This window comes from Methylobacterium sp. CCH5-D2, from assembly GCF_001556475.1.
GTDB lineage: Bacteria > Pseudomonadota > Alphaproteobacteria > Rhizobiales > Beijerinckiaceae > Methylobacterium > Methylobacterium hispanicum.
This window is the reverse complement of the sequence record NZ_LSIX01000650.1, coordinates 1-387: the sequence shown is the minus strand read 5'-3', so window position 1 is coordinate 387 and position 387 is coordinate 1. Positions and strand designations below refer to the sequence as shown.

Sequence of the window (387 nt, the reverse complement as noted above, 5' to 3'; positions counted from 1 at the left end):
GGATGCGGCCGTAGGGCGCCGCGCCCGCGCCCTACGGCCGCATCCGCCTCACCTTCGACAGGCCGGTCTCGGTCAAGGCGCGGGCGAGCGCGGGCGTGCTGATCCTGAGCTTCTCCGAGCGGGCCCCCGGCGGGGCCGAGCGGCTCGCCCAGGAGATGCCCGCCTACATCGCGGTGGCCCGGCGCGATCCCGACGGGACCGGCCTGCGCCTCGCCCTGCAGCGGCCCGTCCGGATCAGCGTGCAGGAGGCGGCCGAGCAGGTCTTCGTCGATCTCCTGCCCGAGGGCTGGACCGGTCTCGTGCCGCCGCTGCCCGCGGAGGTGGTGGCCGAGCTGGCGCGGCGGGCCGAGGCGGCGGAGGCGGCGCTGCGGGTGCGCAACCCGCCCC

At 78.3% G+C, this 387-nt stretch carries 1 pseudogene; it reads left to right on the top strand.

From position 1 onward, the window contains the following. Positions 1-32 precede the first annotated feature (32 nt). A pseudogene (locus AX737_RS17230) lies at positions 33-387 on the top strand (hypothetical protein); the annotation flags it as partial.